This is a genomic window from Stutzerimonas xanthomarina DSM 18231, from assembly GCF_900129835.1.
GTDB classification, from domain to species: domain Bacteria; phylum Pseudomonadota; class Gammaproteobacteria; order Pseudomonadales; family Pseudomonadaceae; genus Stutzerimonas; species Stutzerimonas xanthomarina.
In genome coordinates this window covers 790,159-811,844 of sequence record NZ_FQXA01000001.1, presented here as the reverse complement: position 1 = coordinate 811,844, position 21,686 = coordinate 790,159, and the positions used below count along the sequence as shown (strand labels likewise).

The 21,686-nt window shown below is 61.8% G+C and carries 19 protein-coding genes; 13 read left to right on the top strand and 6 right to left on the bottom strand.

Annotated features, from left to right (window positions below; genetic code table 11):
* Positions 1-110 precede the first annotated feature (110 nt).
* Positions 111-845: an osmolarity response regulator transcription factor OmpR gene (gene ompR, locus BUE09_RS03645; RefSeq protein ID WP_045423341.1), complete on the top strand. Its 735-nt coding sequence runs from the start codon at positions 111-113 to the stop codon at positions 843-845.
* Positions 846-1,074: 229 nt separating this feature from the next.
* On the top strand, positions 1,075-2,394 hold the full coding sequence (locus BUE09_RS03640) for an ATP-binding protein (RefSeq protein ID WP_073299495.1): 1,320 nt from the start codon (positions 1,075-1,077) through the stop codon (positions 2,392-2,394).
* Between the two features lie 75 nt (positions 2,395-2,469).
* On the opposite strand, the gene rimK is transcribed toward BUE09_RS03640, so the two are convergent.
* Positions 2,470-3,375 carry a 30S ribosomal protein S6--L-glutamate ligase gene (gene rimK, locus BUE09_RS03635; protein ID WP_073299320.1) on the bottom strand — a complete coding sequence of 302 codons (906 nt, stop codon included), beginning with the start codon at positions 3,373-3,375 and terminating at the stop codon, positions 2,470-2,472.
* The gene (gene rimB, locus BUE09_RS03630) at positions 3,372-3,866 is read right to left on the bottom strand and encodes a retropepsin-like aspartic endopeptidase RimB (protein ID WP_143164613.1); all 495 of its coding nucleotides are present in this window, start codon (positions 3,864-3,866) and stop codon (positions 3,372-3,374) included. The genes rimK and rimB overlap by 4 nt, the downstream gene beginning before the upstream one ends.
* Positions 3,867-3,940: 74 nt before the next feature.
* On the opposite strand from rimB, the gene BUE09_RS03625 reads away from it, so the two are divergent.
* The 5 genes from BUE09_RS03625 to BUE09_RS03605 all read left to right on the top strand — a co-directional run bounded on the left by BUE09_RS03625 (position 3,941) and on the right by BUE09_RS03605 (position 10,174).
* A complete protein-coding gene (locus tag BUE09_RS03625) occupies positions 3,941-4,336 on the top strand; it encodes an RNA-binding S4 domain-containing protein (protein ID WP_073299494.1) in 396 nt (131 codons plus the stop codon).
* A gap of 132 nt (positions 4,337-4,468) precedes the next feature.
* Positions 4,469-5,362, top strand: coding sequence for an Hsp33 family molecular chaperone HslO (hslO, locus tag BUE09_RS03620; RefSeq protein ID WP_073299493.1), 894 nt, complete (start codon positions 4,469-4,471; stop codon positions 5,360-5,362).
* A gap of 153 nt (positions 5,363-5,515) precedes the next feature.
* Positions 5,516-7,057 carry a phosphoenolpyruvate carboxykinase gene (locus BUE09_RS03615; protein ID WP_073299318.1) on the top strand — a complete coding sequence of 514 codons (1,542 nt, stop codon included), beginning with the start codon at positions 5,516-5,518 and terminating at the stop codon, positions 7,055-7,057.
* A 305-nt stretch (positions 7,058-7,362) separates the two neighbouring features.
* Positions 7,363-7,965: a nitroreductase family protein gene (locus BUE09_RS03610; protein ID WP_073299317.1), complete on the top strand. Its 603-nt coding sequence runs from the start codon at positions 7,363-7,365 to the stop codon at positions 7,963-7,965.
* 283 nt (positions 7,966-8,248) lie between these two features.
* Positions 8,249-10,174, top strand: a complete 1,926-nt coding sequence (locus BUE09_RS03605; protein ID WP_073299316.1) for a RecQ family ATP-dependent DNA helicase — start codon at positions 8,249-8,251, stop codon at positions 10,172-10,174.
* 16 nt (positions 10,175-10,190) lie between these two features.
* On the opposite strand, the gene BUE09_RS03600 is transcribed toward BUE09_RS03605, so the two are convergent.
* Positions 10,191-12,212, bottom strand: coding sequence for an FIST N-terminal domain-containing protein (locus BUE09_RS03600; RefSeq protein ID WP_073299315.1), 2,022 nt, complete (start codon positions 12,210-12,212; stop codon positions 10,191-10,193).
* Positions 12,213-12,539: 327 nt separating this feature from the next.
* Here BUE09_RS03600 and BUE09_RS03595 point away from each other — a divergent pair, with 327 nt between their 5' ends.
* Positions 12,540-14,174, top strand: coding sequence for a methyl-accepting chemotaxis protein (locus tag BUE09_RS03595; protein ID WP_073299314.1), 1,635 nt, complete (start codon positions 12,540-12,542; stop codon positions 14,172-14,174).
* A gap of 28 nt (positions 14,175-14,202) precedes the next feature.
* Here the strand turns inward: BUE09_RS03595 and BUE09_RS03590 are convergent, their stop codons facing one another.
* Positions 14,203-14,346: a hypothetical protein gene (locus tag BUE09_RS03590; protein WP_231975548.1), complete on the bottom strand. Its 144-nt coding sequence runs from the start codon at positions 14,344-14,346 to the stop codon at positions 14,203-14,205.
* Positions 14,347-14,657: 311 nt separating this feature from the next.
* Here BUE09_RS03590 and BUE09_RS03585 point away from each other — a divergent pair, with 311 nt between their 5' ends.
* Together BUE09_RS03585 and BUE09_RS03580 are read left to right on the top strand one after the other, a co-directional pair.
* Positions 14,658-15,575 carry an aldo/keto reductase gene (locus BUE09_RS03585; protein ID WP_073299312.1) on the top strand — a complete coding sequence of 306 codons (918 nt, stop codon included), beginning with the start codon at positions 14,658-14,660 and terminating at the stop codon, positions 15,573-15,575.
* Positions 15,576-15,607: 32 nt separating this feature from the next.
* The gene (locus BUE09_RS03580; protein ID WP_073299311.1) at positions 15,608-16,915 is read left to right on the top strand and encodes an NTP/NDP exchange transporter; all 1,308 of its coding nucleotides are present in this window, start codon (positions 15,608-15,610) and stop codon (positions 16,913-16,915) included.
* Between the two features lie 138 nt (positions 16,916-17,053).
* On the opposite strand, the gene BUE09_RS03575 is transcribed toward BUE09_RS03580, so the two are convergent.
* Positions 17,054-17,761 carry a succinate dehydrogenase iron-sulfur subunit gene (locus tag BUE09_RS03575; RefSeq protein WP_073299310.1) on the bottom strand — a complete coding sequence of 236 codons (708 nt, stop codon included), beginning with the start codon at positions 17,759-17,761 and terminating at the stop codon, positions 17,054-17,056.
* Between the two features lie 267 nt (positions 17,762-18,028).
* On the opposite strand from BUE09_RS03575, the gene BUE09_RS03570 reads away from it, so the two are divergent.
* The 3 genes from BUE09_RS03570 (at position 18,029) to BUE09_RS03560 (ending at position 21,058) form a co-directional block, all read left to right on the top strand.
* Positions 18,029-18,451, top strand: a complete 423-nt coding sequence (locus BUE09_RS03570; RefSeq protein WP_073299309.1) for an HPF/RaiA family ribosome-associated protein — start codon at positions 18,029-18,031, stop codon at positions 18,449-18,451.
* A gap of 143 nt (positions 18,452-18,594) precedes the next feature.
* A complete protein-coding gene (locus BUE09_RS03565; protein ID WP_073299308.1) occupies positions 18,595-19,158 on the top strand; it encodes a histidine phosphatase family protein in 564 nt (187 codons plus the stop codon).
* Between the two features lie 757 nt (positions 19,159-19,915).
* Positions 19,916-21,058: a sensor histidine kinase gene (locus BUE09_RS03560; protein WP_073299307.1), complete on the top strand. Its 1,143-nt coding sequence runs from the start codon at positions 19,916-19,918 to the stop codon at positions 21,056-21,058.
* 369 nt (positions 21,059-21,427) lie between these two features.
* Here the strand turns inward: BUE09_RS03560 and BUE09_RS03555 are convergent, their stop codons facing one another.
* Entirely contained in the window at positions 21,428-21,640 is a 213-nt protein-coding gene (locus BUE09_RS03555) for a cold-shock protein (RefSeq protein ID WP_003281102.1), read from the bottom strand.
* Positions 21,641-21,686: the final 46 nt, after the last annotated feature.

Below are 21,686 nucleotides of genomic sequence, written 5' to 3'. Positions count from 1 at the left end.
CTCATTCCTTTGGCTCTCGGCTTCCCCCCGCAAAATCTGCTAACAATGGCTGTCAGTTGCGTTTACAACACTGCGCGCATAATGCGCCGTCGATCATTCCGGGAGTTCTCATGAGCAGCACTGCACCCGCCAGCGAAGGCGAAAAGATCCTGATTGTTGACGATGACGCCCGTCTGCGGCGTCTGCTCGAGCGGTTTCTTGATGAGCAGGGCTATCGCGTACGGACCGTGGAAAGTGCCGAGCAGATGGACCGTCTGCTCAGCCGCGAGCTGTTCCATCTGGTCGTGCTGGACCTGATGATGCCGGGCGAGGATGGCCTTTCCGCCTGCAACCGGTTGCGCACCGGTGGCAACCAGATCCCGATCATCATGCTCACCGCCAAGGGCGACGAGGCCAGTCGCATTCAGGGGCTGGAGCAGGGCGCCGACGATTACCTGGCCAAGCCCTTCAATCCACGCGAGCTGCTGGCACGTATCCGTGCGGTCCTGCGCCGCCAGGCGCCGCAGGTGCCGGGCGCGCCGGGCAGCGAAGACGAGACCGTCACCTTTGGCGACTACGAATTGTTCCTCGGCACCCGTGAGCTAAAGAAGGGCGATCAGGTGCACATGCTCACCACCGGTGAATTCGCCGTGCTCAAGGCGCTGGTACAGCACGCTCGCGAGCCACTGACCCGCGACAAGCTGATGAACCTGGCCCGCGGTCGCGAGTGGGACGCGCTGGAGCGTTCCATCGATGTGCAGATTTCCCGCCTGCGCCGCCTGATCGAGCCGGACCCGTCCAAACCGCGTTACATTCAGACGGTCTGGGGTGTGGGTTATGTGTTCGTGCCCGATGGAAACAAATAGCCGCCGGTACATGCGTGCGGCGCTGAACCGAATTGGGGTGCAGTGCTTGTCTCGGTCTGCATCACTGGGTGGCTCACGGATCTCGTCGTTTTTCCCAGCGTCGTAGGATGGGCTTCAGCCCACCACGATTCGGTTGGCTAACGCGGCGCAGCGCCCGACCTCTCCACGCGGCAGTCCCTCATCGCTGTGCTTGTTCGCACAGCCTCCTGCGGTCTACATCGGCTTGTTTATGAAAACCCCGCTCTGGTTCCCGCAAAGCTTCTTCGCCCGCACCCTGTGGATGGTGCTGATCGTCGTGCTCTTCTCCAAGGTACTGATGCTCGTGTACCTGATGATGAACGAGGACGTCATGGTCGATCGTCAATACAGCCACGGTGCGGCACTGACCTTGCGTGCCTACTGGGCCGCCGACGACCAGAACCGCGAACGGATTGCCGAGGCCGCCGGCTTGCAGCGGGTTGCTGTCGAGGACGTACCGCCCAGCGAGTACCACTGGCCCTACACCGAGATCTTCCAGAGACAGATGCAGACGGAGCTTGGCGCCGGCACGGAGGTACGGGTACGTATCCAGCCACAGACAGCCATCTGGGTACGGGCGCCCGAGTTAGGACCGGATTGGTTACAGGTCCCGCTCTACGCCTACCCGTTGCGCGGCCAGCGCATCTGGAGCGTGCTGGGCTGGTTTCTCGGGATCGGCCTGTTGTCGACTGCGGCGGCCTGGATTTTTGTCAGTCAGCTCAACCTGCCGCTCAAGCGTCTGGTCTATGCGGCGCGGCAGATCGGCAAGGGACGCAGCGTGCGGCTGCCCATCAGCGATACGCCGAGCGAGATGACCGAGGTGTATCGCGCGTTCAATCAGATGGCCGAAGACGTCGAGCAGGCTGGCCGCGAGCGTGAGCTGATGCTTGCTGGCGTGTCTCATGACTTGCGCACGCCGCTGACGCGCCTGCGTCTGTCGCTGGAACTGATGACCAGTGAAGCCGAGCTCACTGAGGATATGGTTCGCGATATCGAGGACATGAACGCGATCCTCGACCAGTTTCTCGCGTTCGTGCGCGACGGCAGTGACGAGCCGGTGGAGAGCGTCGATCTCGGCGAACTGGTGCGTGAAGTCGTGGCGCCCTACAACCAGTACGGCGAAAGTGTTCGCCTGTGTGTTGAGCCCATGCCGCAGCTAGCGTTGCGGCGGGTTTCGATCAAGCGGCTGCTGGTCAATCTGATCGAAAATGCGTTGCGCTACGGCGGTCATGCGGTTGAGGTTGCCGCCCATGTTTCGGGCGACAGCAATGCACCCTATGTGGTCCTCAGCGTGCTCGACCGAGGTGCCGGCATCGATCCGCGGGAGCTCGGCGAGATATTCAACCCCTTCATCCGCGGCGACAAGGCTCGTGGCGGGCAGGGCGCCGGCTTGGGGTTGGCGATCGTCAAGCGGATCGCTTCGCAACATGGTGGCGTGATTGAGTTACGCAACCGCGAAGGCGGCGGGCTCGAGGCGCGGGTGAGCCTGCCGTTGGGGTTGTTGTTGCCGAGGGATGCGATAAAGCCATAAACGCCGAGAGGGCGCTTGAGGCTGGGAAGCTTGATGAGGTTTTAGTGCTGGCTCACTCGCTGTCCAGCGTCCAGCTCAGCCTTTCCCCTTCGTACGTGTCAGGTGCGGGCCGGCGTTCTTCTCCAGATACTGGATGATCAACCCAGCCACATCCTTGCCCGTGGTTTCCTCGATGCCGGCAAGACCCGGCGACGAATTCACTTCCATCACCAGCGGCCCGTGGTTGGAGCGCAGGATATCCACGCCAGCAACGCTCAGGCCCATGACCTTGGCGGCGCGGATGGCCGTCATGCGTTCTTCCGGAGTGATCTTGATCAGGCTGGCGGTGCCGCCGCGGTGCAGGTTGGAGCGGAACTCGCCGGGCTTGGCCTGACGCTTCATGGCGGCGATCACCTTTTCACCCACCACGAAGCAGCGGATGTCCGCGCCGCCGGCTTCCTTGATGTACTCCTGAACCATGATGTCCTGCTTGAGGCCCATGAAGGCCTCGATCACCGATTCGGCGGCGGTGGCGGTTTCGCACATGACCACGCCGATGCCCTGGGTGCCTTCCAGCACCTTGATCACCAGTGGTGCGCCGTTGACCATCTGGATCAGGTCGGCGATATCGTCCGGTGAGTGGGCAAAGCCGGTCACCGGCAGGCCGATGCCGCGGCGCGACAGCAGCTGCAGTGAACGCAACTTGTCCCGTGAGCGAGCGATCGCCACTGATTCGTTGAGCGGGAAAACGCCCTGCATTTCGAACTGGCGCAGCACCGCGCAGCCATAAAAGGTAACCGAGGCGCCGATTCGCGGGATCACCGCATCGAAGCCCTCCAGCGGGCGGCCCCGGTAATGAATCTGCGGCTTGTGGCTGGCGATGTTCATGTACGCGCGCAGGGTGTCGATGACGACCACCTCATGGCCACGTTGCTGGCCGGCCTCCACCAGACGGCGGGTCGAATACAGGCGTGGGTTGCGCGACAGCACGGCGATTTTCATTGGGCACCGGGAGAGGTAAGGGTTTGGGGTTTTTCCTGCACGTACGTGCGTGCAGGGTCGACCAGCCATTTGCCATCCATCAGGGCTTTTGATCCCAACAGCAGGCGATAGCGCATGGTCTTGCGGCAGGTAAGGGTGAATTCCACGGGCCAGAGATGATCGCCCAGCGCCAGCAGTGTGCGTACTACATAGCGGGTCTGCACATGGCCGTTGGAGCTTTTGATCGTCTTGCGTGCGATGACCGGCGCTTCGCAGCGGTGGCGACGCTGCACCAGCGTGCCCAGATGCGCCGTGAATCGAACCCAGCGCTTGCCGCCGCGTTCGAATTCACTGATGTCAGTGGCATGCAGGGCCGAGGTGCTGGCGCCCGTATCGATCTTCGCGCGCAGCCCGACCACGCCGAGCTCGGGCAGGGCGATCCATTCGCGCAAACCGATGATTGTCTGGAGGTCGGGACTGTTCAAAAGTGTATCCAGTAGATTTCGGCGCATTCTAGACAGGCTGCATGACAACCGCATCTCCCTGTTCCAACCTATGACAACGAGACGCTAGGCAGAGTTGAATGATGAGCGAGAAAGACGACGGCAAAGTCCGGCTGGACAAGTGGTTATGGGCGGCGCGCTTCTTCAAGACGCGCGCCTTGGCAAAAGCGGCCATTGAAGGCGGCAAGGTGCATTGTCGTGGTGAGCGGTGCAAGCCGGGCAAGGAGCCGAAGATCGGAGAAGAGCTGGTAATCCGCGCCGGTTTCGACGAGCGCACGGTGGTTATCCAGGCCCTGTCAGCGGTGCGCAAGGGTGCACCGGAAGCACAGCTGCTCTATGCCGAGACTGCCGAGAGCCTGGTACGCCGTGAGAACGCTGCGGCTATGCGTAAGGCCGGTAGCCTGGGTGTGGAAACCGACGGTAAACCCAGTAAGAAGCAACGCCGTGCCTTGCAGCGCTTTCGCTCTGACGCAGGCTGACGCTGGCGGTTGGACGGTCGCCACTTTCATCCTAGAATGCGGTCCCTTCTCTCAGGCACCGGCAAAACGTAAGGCTCGCCGAGCCTCGCGTCGTCTTACCGGCCTGATCGCCAACCTGCTCTGGTCATGCCCATGCTCGATTCCGATTACACCCAACGTTTCCTTTTCGATGACACCGACGTGCGCGGCGAGTGGGTCGGGCTTGAACGCAGCTATGCCGAAGTGCTGGCCAAGCACAGCTACCCGGAACCGGTCGCTCAACTGCTCGGCGAACTCCTTGCCGCAGCGGCGTTGCTGGTCGGCACATTAAAGTTCGATGGTCTGATGGTGTTACAGGCGCGTTCTTCGGGGGCGGTGCCGCTGCTGATGGTCGAATGTTCCAGCGATCGGGAAGTACGCGGCATTGCCCGTTATGACGAGTCGCTACTGACGCCTGGCGCGACCTTTTCGGAACTGATGCCCGATGGCGTTATGGCGATGACCATCGATCCGGCCAACGGGCAGCGGTATCAGGGCATCGTTGCGCTGGACGGCGTGACCCTGGCCGACAGCCTGTCGAACTATTTCGCCTCCTCCGAGCAGTTGCCGACGCGCTTCTGGCTAGCCGCCGATGGGCGTCGCGCCTGCGGCATGTTGCTGCAACAACTGCCGGCCGATCGCATCCGCGACGGCGAAGAGCGTGAAGCCAGCTGGCAGCATCTGCGGACCCTGGCCGATACGCTGTCCGCCGAAGAGCTGCTCGGCCTCGACACCCAGACGGTATTGCATCGCCTCTATCATGAAGAGCAGGTGCGTCTGTTCGAACCGCGCTCGATTGTCTTCCGCTGCAGTTGCTCCCGCGAGCGCTCGGCCAACGCGGTGGTCAGCCTGGGTCAGCAGGATGCCGAACGACTGCTGGAGGAGCAGGGCGGGGCCATTACCATCGACTGCCAATTCTGCAATCACAGCTACCGCTTTGATGCAGCTGACATCGCGCAACTGTTCGCTGGTGCTGGGACGACTGGCCCCTCCGGTACGCGCCACTAAAAGGAAGGGGGCGTAGAACCTTTTCGCCATTACGCCCTCATACCCAGCGCAGCGTCATTTCTGTCATAATCGCGCGCACTTTTTTTCGGTGTAGTCCACTACTCTGTGGGCTACAAAGCATGGAGGAATCGGCCCAGGGCCGACGGGAAACTCATGACGCAAGCCACTAACGCCGTATACATCGACATCAGCACCGCTCAACTGGTCGAAGAAGCCATCAAGCGCGGTGAAGGTGAATTGGCCGCCACTGGCGCGCTCGTCGTGAAAACCGGCCACCGGACCGGTCGTTCGCCAGCTGACCGCTATATAGTCGAGGAGCCCAGCACTCAGGCCTCCATTTCCTGGGGGCCGATCAACCGTCCGTTCCCGGCCGACAAGTTCGACGCGCTGTGGGATCGCGTCGAGGCGTTCAACCGCGACCAGGACTTCTTCGTTTCTCACGTGCATGTTGGCTCCGCCGAGGATCATTACCTGCCGGTCAAGATGACCACCGCCACCGCTTGGCAGAATCTGTTCGGTCGCCAACTGTTCATCAACCCGGAAACCTACAACCCGGCCGGCAAAGAAGAGTGGAAGGTACTCAACGTGGCCAACTTCGAGTGCGTGCCCGAGCGTGACGGCACCAACTCCGATGGTTGCGTGATCATCAACTTCGCCGCCAGGAAAGTGCTGATCGCCGGCATGCGCTACGCCGGCGAGATGAAGAAGGCCATGTTCTCGGTGCAGAACTTCCTGCTGCCGGAGAAAGACGTACTGCCGATGCACTGCGCCGCCAATATTGGCGACGATGGCGACGTGACGCTGTTCTTCGGCCTCTCTGGCACTGGCAAGACCACCTTGTCGGCAGACGAATCGCGTCATCTGATCGGCGACGACGAGCACGGTTGGGGCACGGGCGTGGTGTTCAACATCGAAGGCGGCTGCTACGCCAAGTGCATCGACCTGTCCGAGAAGAACGAGCCGGTGATCTGGAAAGCCATCCAGTTCGGTACCGTGCTGGAAAACGTCGTACTCAACGACGAGCGCGTTGCTGATTACACCGACGACAGCCTGACCCAGAACAGCCGCGCCGCCTACCCGCTGGAGTACGTCGAGAAGCGCTCGGAGAAGAATCTGGGTGGTGAGCCGAACGCGGTGATCTTCCTGACGTGCGATCTGACCGGCGTTCTCCCGCCCGTCTCGATCCTCAATGAAGAGCAGGCGGCCTACCACTTCCTCTCCGGCTACACCGCACTGGTCGGTTCCACCGAAATGGGCTCGGGCAGCGGCATCAAGTCGACCTTCTCCACCTGCTTCGGCGCGCCGTTCTTCCCACGTCCGGCTGGGGTCTATGCCGAGCTGCTGATCAAGCGCATTCAGGCGTTTGGCTCCAAGGTCTACCTGGTCAACACCGGCTGGACCGGCGGAGGCTACGGCGTCGGCAAGCGTTTCAACATCCCGACCACACGTGCCGTGATCGCTGCAATCCAGAGCGGTGCATTGGCTGGTGCTGAAACCGAGCATCTGCCGATCATCAACCTCGACGTACCTAAGGCCGTCGAGGGCGTCGATACCCAGCTGCTCAACCCACGTAACACCTGGGCCGACGGCAACGCCTATGACGAAGCGGCAAAGGAACTGGCGAACAAGTTCATCGAAAACTTCAAGAAGTTCGATGTATCCGAGTCGATCAAGGCCGCCGGCCCGCAGCTGTAAGCTGTAAGCCGTCGCGTCAGAATCAGCCGCCTTCGGGCGGCTTTTTCGTGGCTGCTCACCAAAAGACGTGTGTTAGCGTTCGTAGTCCGTAGGGTGGGCCGCGCGGCGCTCCGCTTCAGCTCACCGCCTGCGACATCGGTGGGCTAAAGCCCACCCTACGGCCTATACAGAACTACGCGTCTCAAGCCCACCTGTACCTTCCAAAGGATCGACGACTGCGATAGATATCATCAGCAAAGACGCATGGATTCGATCATTCCGTCGACATAGCATGGCAGCCACACTTTCAACCCGTGGAGCCGTTCATGCAGATCGAAGAAGCCATCCAGACCCGCCGCGCCGTCAAGGCTTACGACGCGAGCTTTCAGCTCAGCCGCGAAGAGAAGGACGAGTTGTTTCAGCTGGCCCTGCTCGCGCCGTCTGCCTTCAACCTGCAGCACGTCCGTTTCGTCGAAGTCAGCGACCCGGCACTGCGCGCGCAGATCCGCGAGGTGGGCTGGAACCAGGCGCAGATGACCGATGCCTCAATGTTGGTGGTGGTCTGTGCCCAGGTCGATAGTTGGGAGAAGAACGTCCGCCGCGTCTGGGACGGTGCACCGGCCGAAGTGCAGGATTACATGGCAGGCGCCATCGACAACTATTACCGCGACAAGCCCCAGGTTCAGCGCGACGAGGCCATGCGCAGCTGCGGCCTGATGGCGCAAACGCTGATGCTTGCTGCACGTGGCAAGGGCCTGGATTCCTGCCCGATGGACGGCTTCGATTTTGACGCGGTGGCCAAGCTGATCAACCTGCCGGACAACCACGTCATCGCCCTGATGGTTGCGATCGGCAAGCGGGCCGTCGAGCCCAAGCCGCGTATCGGCAAGCTGCCGTTCGACGAAGTGATCATCCGCGACCGCTTCTGATCGTCTAATGAAGAGCGCGCGATGCGTCGTTCCGCTCGGCCCGCTGCGCTTACGCGACGATAGCTGTGCGGGTCGTGGCGCTGGCGCGCTTCCCACGCCCCGCCACGCACGCGATACCGCTTGGCTCGCCTAGGTTTCGCGACTCGTCAGGCACCGCGTTCACGCCGGTATGCATACCGTTGATTGTGCTTCGCGGCACAGCTGGCCCCATGTGCCGGTCGCTTTGCAGTACCGTCCCCCTCCTTTTGCTACCCTCCGGCCTCCAGTCAAAGGAGTGACTCGCATGATCGAACAGACGCTTAACCAGACATTCGGCTACGACGGCTTCCGTCCCGGCCAAGAACAGGCCATTCGCGCCGTGGTGGCCGGGCGCTCGGCCGCCGCTATCTTTCCCACTGGGTCGGGCAAGTCCCTGTGCTACCAGTTGCCGGCATTGTTGCTACCGCACTTAACCCTGGTCGTTTCGCCGCTGTTGGCGCTGATGCAGGACCAGCTGGCGTTCCTGCACCGGCACGGCATCGCCGCAGCCAGCATCGACTCGGCGCAGAGCCGCGAGCAGGCGAGCGAAACCATGGCCCGCGCCAAGTCCGGTGAACTGAGGATCCTGATGATTTCGGTGGAGCGACTGAAGAACGAGCGTTTTCGTAACTTCATCAGCCAGGTGCCGATCTCGCTGCTGGTCGTTGATGAAGCGCACTGCATTTCCGAGTGGGGGCACAACTTCCGTCCGGATTACCTCAAGCTTCCCGACTACCAGCGCCAATTCAACATCCCGCAGGTGCTGTTGCTGACCGCCACGGCGACGCCGCCGGTGATTGCCGACATGCAGGCCAAATTCTCGATTGCGCCGGACGACGTCGTGACTACCGGCTTCTACCGGCCCAACCTCAATCTGCTGGTGGAGCCGGTCAGCGGCTTTAACAAGCAGCGCCGGCTGGTGGAATGGCTGGCCGACAAGAGTGGTCAGCCGACCATCGTCTACGTCACCCAGCAGAAGACCGCCGAGCAGGTCGCCGAGCATCTGGCGCAGCGAGGCTTTCCAAGCAGCGCCTACCACGCCGGCATGGCCCATGAGCTGCGTGAGTCGATCCAGCGCCGCTTCATGGCCGGCGAGCTGAACTGCATCGTCGCCACCATTGCCTTTGGTATGGGCATCGACAAATCGGACATCCGCAACGTGGTGCACTACGACCTGCCCAAGTCGGTGGAAAATTACAGTCAGGAAATCGGTCGGGCAGGGCGCGACGGTAACGCTTCGGACTGCCTGGTGCTGGCCAATCGCGACAGCCTCAGCGTGCTGCAGAATTTCGTCTATGGCGACACGCCGGAACGCGAGGGCATCCGCTGCGTGCTGGACGAGCTGCTGCAGTCCGGCGCGGGCGGGCAATGGGAGCTGATGCTCAACCAGCTGTCGGACCAGAGCAACATCCGCCAGTTGCCGCTGAAGACCTTGCTGGTGCAGCTGGAGCTGCGCGGCATCATCGCGCCGCGTTTCGCTTATTTCGCCGAGTACCGCTTCAAGTACCTGCTCGAACCTGAAGCCCTTGTGGCGAAGTTCGAGGGCGAGCGGCGCCAGTTCGTCGAGGCCATCGTGCACACCTCGGCGCGGGCAAGGACCTGGTGCACGCTGGATTTCGACGCGCTCTATCAGCAACACGGCGCCGACCGTGGCCGAGTCGTCAAAGCGCTGGAATACTTCCAGGAGAAGGGCTGGATCGAGCTGGAGAGCAAGCAGATGACCGACGTCTATGCGCTGCTCGATCCAGCCTTCGACGCAGAGGGCTTGAGCATCGAACTGCATGAATACTTCAAGCAGCACGAAGCGAGCGAGATCACCCGCATCGACAACATGCTGGCGCTGTTCGAATCCAGCGAATGCCTGAGCCAGCGGTTGGCCGGGTATTTCGGTGACTTGCAGGCGCCGCAGCACTGCGGGCATTGCTCTGTCTGCAACGGACAGGTCGCGAAATTGCCGGAACCGCCGCCATTAGCGCCGCTGGGCGAGATGGAGGTCGGCGCCCGCTGCGCCGAATTCAGTCAGCGCTACACGCAGCTCAAGGGCGATGCGCCCAGCGCCGAATGCCTGACGCGCTTTCTCTGCGGCATCAGCGTGCCGGTGTTCACCAAGCTCAAGGCGCGGCAGATCCCCGGTTTCGCCTCGCTGGACGCCTATCCCTACGCCGAGGTGCGTGCGCGCCTGACGCGCTAGCCGTCGGCGAAGAGCCTCAGCGCGCGGTCAGGCCAATCAGCCGGTCGGCGACGCCCTTGGTCTGGCGTGAGGTGCCGGCGGTGAGGTTGCTCGAATTTTCCAGCGCATCGAGCAGCCCGGTCAGCGAGCCGACACCGGCCGACTGGGTCTCGATATGCTGCGCCACTGCGCGAATCTCGCTGGCCAGGCGGTCGATGTCGGTGCCAATCTCCTCGGCGTTCTTGCCGGTGATCTCGGCCAGCTTACGTACCTCATCCGCCACCACCGCAAAACCGCGGCCCATGTCGCCGGCGCGCGCCGCCTCGATCGCCGCATTGAGCGCCAGCAGGTTGGTCTGCCCGGCGATCTGCTGGATGGTCTGCACCACCGACTGGATGCGCTGACTGGACTGCGCCAGGTCGCGGGCGCTGCTGACCACCTCGTCGGCCTGGTTGACCATCTGCTTGACCGAGCTGCCAGCCTGTTCGATGACGGTACCCTGCTGGTTGATGTTCAGCGTCAGGTCGTCCATCGACCCGTGCAGCTCGTTGGCGCACTGGCTCAGCTGCTCGGACATGGACTTCCGCTCATGGTCGGCCTGAGACAGCACCTGGCCAAGGTCGGCCAGGCCGCGGAATACCGGGCGGATGTGTTCGTCGAGGCCATTGATGTCCACCGCGCTGCTGTAGTCCTGGCGCTTGAACTGCTCGATCTGCTTGACCACCACCTGGCTCAGGCCGGTCAGCTTCTTGATCTGCCGGCGCAGGAAGAACGCCTTGAACTCGCCGTGGTAGGCGATGAAGTTGTCGGTGTACTCGTCGTGGAACTCGTCCTTGCCGTTGGTGCGGAAGAAGAACACCGCGGTCAGGGTCTGGTTGAGGTTGAGGCCGAGGATCTCGCCGAAGGTCGAGTAACCGGCCACCGGTACGTCATCGAACACCGGGTCCATGCCGCCCAGTGCCTGCTCGTTGTTCAGCCGGCGCAGGATGCAGTCGTTGAGGATGCCCACCAGTGGCTTGCCGGGCTTGTTGCGCATGAACTGTTGATAGTCGCGGCGGGTGGTCTCGGCCAGCGGGGTGCGCTTGACCATGATCAGCTCCTCGCCGGGCGCCACGTCGCAGAACAGGTGCACGCGCTCGTTGGCGAAGTCGATCTGCGAGATCGAGCGGACGAACACTTCCTCGCCGACGCGGATGGCGAAGGAGTAGTCCGAGAGCCGCTGCTCCAGCTCTTGCGGCGCGCATTTGAGCGCTTCGCATAGTGCCTGGACCATCGTTCGAATGTTGCCGCGAGAGTCGACCACCTGGCTGATGTAGCGGTCTTCCAGAGAGGCGCTGAGCACGCTCAGGCTGAGCGGCGTGGGCTCGAAGTTCTGGCTCTTGAACACGCCGAAGCGTACGTCCCGCGCGCACTTGAGGAAGACGATCAGCGCGTGGTTCTGGTAGCTGCGTTTGCCGTCATGCAGCTGGGTCTTCTGAAAATCCAGCTTGCCACCGGCCGAGCCGCCGACGAAGAGGCAGGGGAAACGACCGGACTCGTACAGCGCCTCCATGAAGAAGGATTCCGAAGCGGAGAGGCCGTCGAAGAAGATGTTCGCCAGCGTGTCGCGGTAATCGATCTTCATCGACACCTGCACTCGCTTGATCGACGCCGTGAGGCGCGCGATGCGCTCGCCCATCGACAGCCGCTGGCCCTGGCCACGGATGTCCTCGCACTCCAGCGGCACACGGACGATCTCGGCGGCGGCGATGACGCTGGCGTCGAACAGCTGCAATACCACCCGATCCCACTGCGCGCCGGTGGCACAGTAGAGCCGCTGACTCTCGCTGGAGAGTTCGCCCGCCGTGGTGCACAGGCTGATCGTCGCCTGCGGAAAGCGCTGCAACACCTGTCTGGCCACGTCATCCAGATTCACATGCGGCGAGACGAAGCCGGCAATGTAGGTCGGGTTGAAGCGCAGGGCGGCGAGCTGCTGAGCCAACTGCTGAGCCGCGCAGAGCAAACTTGCCGTGCCGGTGGATTGGGTGTGGCCTGGCTTGAATCGGGAGAGCGAAATCATGGGCGTTACTCGCTTGAGGAAGGGCAGCGGGAAACTCGGCCGCTCCCGCACTGATCAGCCGTCGATCAGAGGCTACATTTTTGTTATCGGCGCCCCGGCCGCGAGCTGCATGCCCGTTCGGCGCCGTCACCGTCAGCCACGTTATCGGCCGTCGGATCGAAGATCGCCATGCAACCATGGTCTTCATCCGGAAGTACGGGGTGAGGCGGCGATTCCTCTTGATGTGGCGCAACGGAAGTCGCGCGCGGCTGTGCAATTGTCGACCGGTGACCTGTTGCCGCAGTTGTTGTAGCCGATAGCAAGGAAAGCCTCTCGAGGAGCGACGCCATGCCCCGCCTGTTCACCGATCTCGGATTCCGCTGGAAGATCACCTTGCCCATTGCGGCGCTGGCCCTATTGCTGGTGCTGATGGGCGTTTTCGGGATGCGCGGCATCGAGCGCGTCACCGGCTCCAGCGAGGTCTTGGCCACGCGCCATCTGCCGGCCATCGGTCTGCTGCTCAATGCCGATCGCGACCTGTATCAGGCCTTCGTCGCCGAGCGCAGCCTGCTCGACAGCGATGCTGGCGAGCATGTGCAGGCTCTCAGGGCCAGCCATGCGGAAAACCTCAAGCAGGCCTACGACCGCGTGCAGAAGTACGCAGCCATGCAGCCGGGCGCCGAGGCACTGGCGCTGGTCGAGCAGTTCAATGGCGGCTTTCAGCAATGGTCCGCGGTATCGCAGCGGGTCATCGAGCAGGTCGATCTCGATCCTCAGGCCGCCAGCGCGCTAAGCTTTGGTGACAGCGAGGCGCGCTTCGATGCCATGCGCGATGCCATCGACAAGCTCGGCGAACTCGAAGGTGCAGCCGCCGAGGCCGAAGGCGCGGCGGCGATTGCTGAAGGCGCCGCCACATCCAGGCAGCAGACCGCGGTGCTGATTATCGGCCTGCTGGGCTGCGTGCTGTTGATACTGGGTTTGCCGATGGTGGTGTTGCATCCGATGCGCCGACTGCTCGATCGCCTGAAGCAGATCGCCGATGGCGATGGCGACCTGCGCGCCCGCCTGGAGGTGCATTCGGCTGACGAGCTGGGCCAGCTCGGCAATGCCTTCAACCGCTTTCTCGACAAACTGCAGCCGCTGATTGCCGAGGTAGGACGGGTTACCGCAGAAGTCGATGTGGCTGCGCGTGAAATGGAGCGGATGGCGGCGACGAATGATCAGCTGATCAGCAGCGAGCATGCCGCAGTGGATCAGGTCAGCACGGCGGCGACGGAAATGAGCGCTGCGGTGCATGAAGTTGCGCTGAACGCGCAGAACGCCTCGGATGCGGCGCGGGATGCGCAACAGCAGTCAAGCCAGGGTGCAGCGGTGGTCAGCAGCACCGTCCAGTCGATCCGTCAGCTGGCTCAGGAAGTGGAAAGCACCTCGCGAACCATCGAGGCACTGGCTGAAGAGACCACCAGCATCGGCGCGGTGCTCGAAGTGATTCGCGGCATCGCTGAGCAGACCAACTTGCTCGCGCTCAACGCCGCCATCGAGGCCGCGCGCGCCGGTGAGCAGGGTCGCGGTTTTGCCGTGGTGGCGGATGAGGTGCGGGCGCTGGCAGGCCGTACCCAGGAGTCGACCAAGGACATTCAGCTACGCATCGAGCGGTTGCAGGGCGGGGTCGCCAAGGCCGTGCAGGCGATGCACGCCGGCAGTGACAAAGCGCGCGACAGTGTGGAGCGTGCTGCTGGCGTCGATCAGGTGTTGGCCGACACGGCGGAGTCGGTTCAACGCATCAATGACATGGCGGCGCAGATTGCCACGGCCTGCGAGGAGCAGAGCAGTGTGACCGAGGAGATTGCGCGCAACATCAACGATATCCGCGACCTGTCCGATGATGCAGCTGCCAATTCGTCGAAGAGTATGCAGGCCAGTCAGCAATTGTCCGGGCTGTCGCAGAGTCTGGCGACGCTGGTTGGGCGTTTTCAGGTCTGACATGGCTCAGCGCTGACGTAACGCTCGGCTAGCCGGCTCCGTGTGCGCTCCACAGCAGCTTGCCTAGCCCAGCGTCGTTCGGTAGCAACAGCAGGCTGAGCACAAATACCAGCAGCAGCCCGAGCGCATAGACCAGGCTGATCAGGCGCTGCCTTCGGTGGCGCCGTTTCACGGGTGCTGCGCCGGTCGGTTGTTCGCGGGAGCGTGACGGGGTTGGGTGCATCATCATCTCGATAGATGGCAGGCCGCGGCTCATTTGGTGGCGCGGAGCCGGCGTGTACCTTTCTGTCGCGGCGAAGTAGACCCGAAATGAAGTCATAATGCCACCATTGCGGGACCGCCTCAGTGGGCGGTCCTGTTCCAGGTATCCGCCACCGCAGCGCTGTCACAATCGGAAAAGCTCTAGCGTGGATATCAGCCGGGCGCGCCGGGCGGTGTCGACCATACTCAAAGGTCGCCGCCGCCCAACCTGGAGATCTGCTCATGCCGACTCGCCGACAGCTGCTCAGTCGTTCCGCCCTGTTAGTTTCTGTCGCCGTCCTCGGGCCGCTGCTGCCATTGCTGGCAAGAGGAGCCGAACCGTTGCGCCAGCGCGCGATTCCCGCGAGCGGCGAGATGCTGCCGGTGATCGGGCTGGGTACTTCGCGGACACATGACGTTCAGCTCGACGATGACGAGATGCGAACCCTGCTTGAGGTGCTGCGGGTGCTCGTCGAAGGTGGCGCTCAGCTGATCGACACGGCGCCCAGCTACGGCAATGCCGATCGCGTAGTGGGCGAGCTGGTCCAGCGCGGCGATGTGCGAAAACAGGTGTTTCTAGCGACTAAGGTGTCTGCCACGGGGCGCGAGCGCGGCATGGCGCAGATCGAAGACAGCTTCAAGGCGTTGCAGACCGACACCATCGACCTGATGCAGGTCCACAACCTGCAGGACACCCGCACTCAGCTCGGCCTGCTGCGTGAACTCAAGGAGCAAGGGCGCATTCGCTACATCGGCGTGACGCACTATGTCGAATCGGCCCACGACCGCCTGCTCGACGTGCTCAAGCAGGAGCCTGTCGATTTCGTTCAGTTCAACTATTCGGTCAGCGAGCGAAACGCCGAGAAGCAGCTGCTGCCGTACTGCGCCGACAACGGCATCGCGACCCTCATCAATCGGCCATTCACGCGCGGCAACCTGCTCTCGCGGGTCAAGGGCAAGCCACTGCCAACCTGGGCGGCAGAAATCGACGCCAATTCCTGGGCTCAGCTGTTGCTCAAGTTCATCCTCGCCGAACCGGCGGTGACCACGGTGATACCCGCCACGTCCAACCCGCGTTATATGGCCGACAACATCCTGGCCGGGCAGGGCCGTCCGCCGGATGCGCGTCAACGGGAGTTGATCGTCGAAGCGTTCCAATGAATGCCGTGTCGCATCGTTCCTTGGGAGGCTGAATGGCACTCGCATTCGCGGCCCGTTCAGCGGCGCTGATCAACGCCCGTCCGGGCGAGTTGCCTGCGGCGCTGGCTGGGTTCGGTTTGTTCTTCTGCTTGTTCGCGGGCTATTTCATGTTGCGGCCCATTCGCGAGTCGATGGGCATCCAGGGCGGTGTCGATAACCTGCAGTGGCTGTTCACCGCGACCTTCTTCGCCATGCTGCTCGCGGTGCCGCTGTTCGCCTGGCTCAACTCACGTGTGGCGCGCATTCATTACATCGACTGGGTGTACGGCTTCTTCTGCCTCAACCTGCTGCTCTTCGCCGGGCTGTTCTTCATCTTGGATGACAGTATCTGGCTGGCGCGGGTGTTCTACGTGTGGATCTCGGTCTACAACCTGTTTGTGGTCTCGGTGGCCTGGAGCCTGATGGCCGATGTGTTCGACGCGCCACAGGCGCGCCGGCTGTTCGCCTTCATCGCTGCTGGTGCCAGCGTGGGCGGGCTGGTCGGACCGGCGACGAGCGCGCTGTTGGTCGGCGTGCTCGGTCAGTTCGGTCTGATGCTGCTAGCGGCGCTTTTGCTGGTAGCCGCGGTCGCGCTCAAGCACTACCTGATGGCCTGGCGCGAACTGCGGGGTGCCGGCCGGCCCGGCGCCGAACAGGCCGAAAGTCCGCGTCGTCCGGTGGCCGGCAATCCCTTCAGCGGCCTGACCCGGGTTTTGTGGTCGAGTTATCTGCTGGGTATCGCGGCCTTTGTGCTGCTACTGACCACCGCCAGTACCTTTCTCTACTTTGAGCAGGCGCGGCTAGTCGCCGAGCTGTTTCCCGACCGTGCCGAGCAGGTGCGGGTCTTTGGTGCGATCGATTTCGTGGTGCAGGCCGGGGCGCTGCTGTCGCAGCTGTTCATCACCGGACGCATCGCCCAGCGGCTGGGCGTTCGCGCGCTGCTCACTGCCGTGCCGGCGCTGGTCTGTCTCGGCTTTATCGGGCTGGCGCTGGCGCCGACCTTCGCTGTGCTGGCTGCCGTGATGATTCTGCGACGAGTCGGGGAATACGCGTTCGTCCGCCCAGGCCGGGAAATGCTGTTCGCACCGCTGGATGCCGAAAGCAAATACAAGGCAAAGAACTTCATCGACACAGTCGTCTATCGCGGTGGCGATGCGTTGAGCGGCTGGGCCAAGAGCCTGCTCGACAGCCTTGGTCAGGGCGCGGCGCTTGTCGCCCTGGTTGGCGCCGCCTGTGCCGCCGTCTGGGGTGCTGTCGGCTGGTTCCTCGGTACTCGTGCCGATCGTCTGAAGAACCCACGCACGAAGGGGGGGAGCAACTGAACGCGTGTTGCCGGGGCCGGGCGGTAAACCCGCTCGCATCGCGCGTCGCTGCGTGTCCGGTCGGTTGCGTCAAGGAGGCCGATGCCTGGTGGGCTGAAGCCCACCCTACGGTTAGAGATCTCGCCTGCCGCTGAGTTGCTAGGTGCCTTGCTGCGTCAGTTCGCGACGGATGTGGCCAATGGCGCCCATGGGATTGAGCCCTTTAGGGCAGACCCAGCTGCAATTTCCGATACTGCGGCAGCGAAAGACACTGAACGGATCATCGAGGTCTGACAGGCGTTCGGTCGTTGCGGTGTCTCGGCTGTCCACGATAAAGCGCCATGCCTGCAGCAGACCCGCCGGGCCGATGTATTTTTCAGGGTTCCACCACCAGGACGGGCATTGCGACGAGCAGCAGCCGCAAAGGATGCACTCGTACAACCCGTCGAGTTGCGCGCGCTCTTCGGGGGATTGCAACCGTTCGATACTGGGCGCCGGCTCGTCGTTGATCAGCCAGGGCTTGACGCGCTCGTACTGTTTGAAAAACAGGCTCTGATCCACGACCAAGTCGCGTATCACTGGCATGCCGGGCAGCGGGCGGATAACCAGCCTGCCGGAACCGCCTAGCGCCTCCGTAACCGAAGTAATGCAGGCGAGCCGGTTTTTGCCGTTGATGTTCATGCCATCCGAGCCGCAAACGCCTTCGCGACAGGAGCGCCGATAAGCGAGAGAGGGATCCATTTCGCGCAGAAATTCCAGTACGTCCAGCACCATCCGTTCACGGAAATCGTCTGGGACCTGCATGGCTTGCATGTAGGGTTTTGAATCCTGCTCTTCGTTATAGCGGTACACCTGGACATCAAGCATCTGTTTCTCCCGGCGGCAAAAAGCCGACTCCGCAGCGACACGCGCCCCGGTGCGGCACATGGTCAAGCCTGAAAACGCACCCCAGCACTATAACGGCTTTGGCTCGTCATTCCAGTTCTCACCGCCTGACGCTCCGCTTTGCTGACCTGGGTCAGCCGGCATGGCGATAGCTCTGGCCACAATCGAGCCAGACCCAACCCCCGCTGAACCTCGGCGGTAAAGACGCCTCGAAGCCTAGTAGGTACGTCATCAATCAGGAGTAGTCGTATGCATGTCCAAGTCAACAGCCATCACATTCCCGGTAGTGTCGAGCTGCACGAGTGGGTCGGTTCGACCTTAGAGGAGCGGCTGGAGCGCTTCGACGATTTCCTCACCCGCATCGAAGTGCATATCAGTGACGAAAACGCGCAGAAAGCTGGCGCGGACGACAAGCGCTGCCAGATCGAGGCGCGACCCAAGGGCCATCAAGCCGTGTCTGTAACGCACAAGGCCGAGTCGGTGCAGCTGGCGGTTGATGGCGCTGCGGAGAAAATGCGCCACGCCTTGGAGCATTTAATGGGCAAGCTGGATGCCAAGGTGCTGTCGGGCGGTGAACTCAATGACCCTCTGCTGGACGAGCAGCCTCAAGCGGTGAAAGACGCCATGCTCGAAGAAGAATTTCTGGAAAAGCAGGACGAGCTCGACAAGTAATACGCCAAGCCCCGGTGTCCCGCCGGGGCTTCCTGCCGTTTCTCCAGCCGCCACATAGGCTCGTTATCTTTCATGCTGCACGGAACCCGCCACTGCCGGTGCGTTTCCAAGCAGCATCGTTCCCCCGCCGGTCACCCGCTCTCATGCACATCATCCTGGTCCGTCACGGACGGCCCGATCACCGCGCCGCGTCATGGAGCACACCGGCTGGCATGAAGACGTGGGTCCAGCGCTACAACGCAGCCAATGTCGTAGGTCACGAACGGCCAGAGCCGCTGCGGCGGCTTGCCGGCTCGGCAGGCATCGTCGTCTGCAGTTCGTTGATGCGCTGCGTGGAGTCGCGCACGTACTTGGGGTGCGACTGTATTCATCTGCCGGATCCATTGTTTGCGGAAGCCCATCTCCCCTATCTGGACCTGAATTACCCGTTGATGCCTGCGCGCGTTTGGCGGCTCACGTTCCGCACCGCATGGTTTCTCGGTTTCGCCAACCACTCCGAACCGGTCGCCGAGTCGAGGAAACGGGCCGGCGCGGCCGCTGACAGGCTCATCGAGCTCGCGGAAACCCACGGTACCGTGCTGTTGATGGGGCACAAGATCATGAACGCGCTGATTGCCGCGCAGTTGCGGCGCCGGGGTTGGCGCGGACCGGCCCTGCCGCTGATGGCAACGTACTGGGGCGCCAGTCACTACCGCAAGGAAACGTGATCCTCATGGCCAGGTTTTGGCGAACGGGGACTAATACATACAACGCGCAGGGTGGGCGCTGATCTCTGGACATGCCGGCGTCGCGGCTGGCGATAGTGTCCGCAGTAAGGGTGTTCATCGCAACGCCAACGGCCTGCGAGCCTCGCGTTAGAGACTTTCGAGCTATTGGTCACTGCTGACTGGCGTGCCCGTTCTCCGTCGTGTCGGCACCTCGGTTGTGTGCAGGTATAGCCAAAGGCTTACACAAGGGCGCGTGCATCACCTCTTTGGAGAGCGCCGAGGAGTGATTAATCTACACCCACTCTGAAGCGCAGGACGTGCTCAGGATCAGGATGATCGACCACTGCCAGGATGGCACTCGAAAGGATTCGATACGGTCAGGGAAAAACCCGCTTCGGCGGGTTTTTTGCATTCTGACGTCGCCTCATGACGTCTTTCAGCAAAGCTGAGCAACAGGATGTGTTGGCAGTCTCGGCAATACCGGTCGCCGCGTTCTGCATCGTCAAGCGATCTCCGCAGCAGTCCCACCGTTGATGAACTAGCCTATACACATGGGGCGCCAGACTGCTGTCGGTGCGGATTGTTTCCGTCGGTCGGCGCCGTCGTGATAAATCCACGCGTGTAATGGCGATGCGCTATTGTGCGCTGCCCCCAGTCTCAACGGCGAGGGTTTTGATCCCGCCTCCGGCAAACCCCGCCCAGTTTGAAAACCCTGCGCCGAGTTGACCGCCCATTTTTGTGGAGCACTAATAACTTCATGCGCCTTGCGACCTTCATTACCAACAACCTTGAGCCGATTCTGCAGGCATGGGAAGACTTCGCTAAAACCATCACGCCGGCGACCAAAATGATGGACTCTGCTGAGCTACGCGATCATGCCGAACAAATGCTCAAGGCCATTGCAGAAGATTTGCAGACCCCGCAGACGACGGCTCAGCAGATCGACAAATCCAAGGGCAACGGGCCAGGAAAGTCGGCCGAAACGGCCGCGGAAACCCATGCGGTCACCCGCTTGGTGGCGGGCTTTACCCTTGATCAGATGGTTTCCGAATACCGCGCCTTACGCTCTAGCGTGTTGATGCAGTGGCTTCAGCAAATCAAAACCGGCACGGATTTCGAAGTAGAGGACATGACTCGGTTCAACGAGGCCATCGATCAAGCGCTCGCAGAGTCGATCAGAAGCTATTCGCGAGCCGTGGACGCGTCGCGAAATGTTTTCCTCGGTATTCTGGGGCACGACCTGCGGACACCGCTGGGCGCGATATTGCTCGGCTCGGAGGTGCTTCTCCGCGCTGAGGAAATGGGTATCCGCCAGACCAAGATTGCGTCGCGCATCTACACCAGCGTCAAGCGGGCCAACAAGATCGTCAGTGATCTGCTCGACTTTACCCGCTCGCAGATCGGTACGGGCATTCCCGTGCAATTGTCAGAAACCAACCTGGCGCTGATCTGCGAGAGCATGGTGGAAGAAGTTCGGGCCTATCACCCGGAATGCAACATCGTTCTTGAGTCAAACGCCGAGCTGATCGGCCAGTTCGATGGCGCTCGCATGGAGCAGGTGTTTTCAAACCTGATCGGTAATGCCGTTCAGCACGGCAACGAGACCGCACCCATCACTGTCAGCCTGCTGGCCGACCAAGGGTTTGCGGTGTTTTCAGTACGCAACCAAGGCGAGCCGATTGCGGAAGAAGCGATCCCCCATATCTTCAATCCCATGAGCCGGCACTCTCAATACGCGGCCGGCGAACATGGGCCCAGTTCGGGGTTAGGGCTTGGCTTGTATATCGCCGGTGAGATCGTCGCCGCGCATCAGGGACGTATCGAGGTGGAATCGAGAATTGACCTCGGCACGGTCTTTACCGTCAGGCTGCCGATGGTTGTCTGCGCTACCGAGGGCTGACGATCTGCAAAGGTGAGCACTCCTGCCATTCAGCAGATGCCGCCATTCGATGCGTGCCCGCCTAGCTGATTCCCCATCCGGCAGCATCGGCATGTCGGTTCCACACCTCTGCTAAATTGACACGCTCGTTTGGCAGGGAATACACGCGGTCCAGATGCATGCCGCTTGAATATGTCCGGGATTATCGATAGGGCGTTTACAAGCATGCAATAACACCAGCGAGTGGCTGGGGGTGCTTGCCTATGATTGACTCGGTAATTCTTACAGGCAAAAAAATGCCCCGAACCAGTCGGGGCATCTTTTTATCTTTTACTGTCTAGTCGGCTTTTTTATATAGCCGGCGAAACAGTATCGATCGAGTCAGGCGTCTTAAGAGACTTGTACCTGATCGGCCTGCATGCCTTTCTGACCTTTAGTGGCCATGAAAGAGACTGCCTGGCCTTCGCTCAGGCTTTTGAAGCCGGCGCTTTCGATCGAGCGGTAATGGACAAAAAGGTCTTCGCTGCCGTCGGTCGGCGTAATGAAGCCAAAACCTTTTTCATCGTTGAACCATTTGACAGTGCCATTTTGACGAGTAGACATGAGTATCTCCAAGGTGTTTTAAGGCTACAGCGCAGAACCGTTCGGC